Here is a 2,126-nt window from a genome sequence, read left to right on the forward strand (position 1 = left end):
TAATCAAAAAACTTAGTAGTCCCGCCCAGACTCGAACTGGGGACCCCTACATTATCAGTGTAGTACTCTAACCAGCTGAGCTACGAGACTCTGTTTTTTAATTATTGTATTATTTGAACTAACAGCGAGAGTAATTCTCTTATATAGAAAAACCACATCTTATCTTTTCTCTAGAAAGGAGGTGTTCCAGCCGCACCTTCCGGTACGGCTACCTTGTTACGACTTAGCCCCAGTTACTAGTTTTACCCTAGGCAGCTCCTTGCGGTCACCGACTTCAGGTACCCCCAGCTTCCATGGCTTGACGGGCGGTGTGTACAAGGCCCGGGAACGTATTCACCGCAGCATGGCTGATCTGCGATTACTAGCGAATCCAGCTTCACGGAGTCGAGTTGCAGACTCCGATCCGAACTGAGAACGGCTTTGAAGATTCGCGCCCACTTGCGTGGTGGCTGCTCTCTGTACCGTCCATTGTAGCACGTGTGTAGCCCAGGACGTAAGGGCCGTGATGATTTGACGTCATCCCCACCTTCCTCACGGTTTGCACCGGCAGTCTTGTTAGAGTTCCCGGCATGACCCGCTGGCAACTAACAATAGGGGTTGCGCTCGTTATAGGACTTAACCTGACACCTCACGGCACGAGCTGACGACAACCATGCAGCACCTTGAAAGACGTCCGAAGAAAAATCTGTTTCCAGATCTGTCGTCTCCCATTTAAGCCCTGGTAAGGTTCCTCGCGTATCATCGAATTAAACCACATGCTCCTCCGCTTGTGCGGGCCCCCGTCAATTCCTTTGAGTTTCATTCTTGCGAACGTACTCCCCAGGTGGGATACTTATCACTTTCGCTTAGCCACTCAGTTTGCACCGAACAGCTAGTATCCATCGTTTACGGCGTGGACTACCAGGGTATCTAATCCTGTTCGCTCCCCACGCTTTCGTCCATCAGCGTCAATATATTGATAGTAACCTGCCTTCGCAATTGGTATTCCATGTAATATCTAAGCATTTCACCGCTACACTACATATTCTAGTTACTTCCCAATAATTCAAGTCTAACAGTATCAATGGCCGTTCCATCGTTGAGCGATGGGCTTTCACCACTGACTTATTAAACCGCCTACGGACCCTTTAAACCCAATGATTCCGGATAACGCTTGGATCCTCCGTATTACCGCGGCTGCTGGCACGGAGTTAGCCGATCCTTATTCCTACAGTACCGTCAAGTCCCTTCACGAAGGGGTGTTTCTTCCTGTATAAAAGCAGTTTACAATCCATAGGACCGTCATCCTGCACGCGGCATGGCTGGTTCAGGCTTGCGCCCATTGACCAATATTCCTCACTGCTGCCTCCCGTAGGAGTCTGGTCCGTGTCTCAGTACCAGTGTGGGGGATCTCCCTCTCAGGACCCCTACCCATCATTGTCTTGGTAAGCCGTTACCTTACCAACTAACTAATGGGACGCATGCTCATCTTATACCGTTGGAACTTTAATTATCAAATGATGCCATTCAATAATACTATGAGGTATTAATCCAAATTTCTCTGGGCTATCCCTCTGTATAAGGTAGATTGCATACGCGTTACGCACCCGTGCGCCGGTCTCAAGGAAGCAAGCTTCCTCTACCCCTCGACTTGCATGTGTTAGGCCTGCCGCTAGCGTTCATCCTGAGCCAGGATCAAACTCTTCATCGTATATTTTAATATTGTCGATAAAAATGCTAGGTTTTTTCTAATCTACTCGAGTCTTACTCTCTCTTAATTTTGAAATAAATTTCTTTATTCCAATGCTGTCAATTCAATATGTCTATGAACGTATTCTTCTTATTTTATCGCCGTCCTTTCGGTTAGCGGGTGCAAAAGTAGAACTCTTTTTTAAACTGGCAAAACTTTTTGAAACTTTTTTTGAAAAAATTTTCACTCGTTTTAACCTCACTATTTATTAAGAACTTCCCTGTTTTGCGGGTGGCAAAGATACAATCTTTATTTTCTTTATTCCAAATCTTTTTTCGATTTTTTTCAAAATCTTTTCGACTTGTCATTTTCAAAATTTCTAAAGAACTGTGCCTTGATTGCGGGTGCAAAAGTAGCACTCTTTTCCATAACTCCTAATTATTTTCAACCTTTTTTT

1 tRNA gene and 1 rRNA gene are annotated in these 2,126 nt (G+C 45.4%); both read right to left on the reverse strand.

Annotated elements, in window-relative coordinates:
• Nucleotides 1-16 precede the first annotated feature (16 nt).
• Nucleotides 17-90, reverse strand: a tRNA-Ile gene (locus AC3E9U_RS16035).
• Nucleotides 91-174: 84 nt separating this feature from the next.
• Nucleotides 175-1,690 (reverse strand): 16S ribosomal RNA (locus AC3E9U_RS16040).
• Nucleotides 1,691-2,126 lie beyond the last annotated feature (436 nt).

Source organism: Flavobacterium sp. 21.1, from assembly GCF_057801535.1.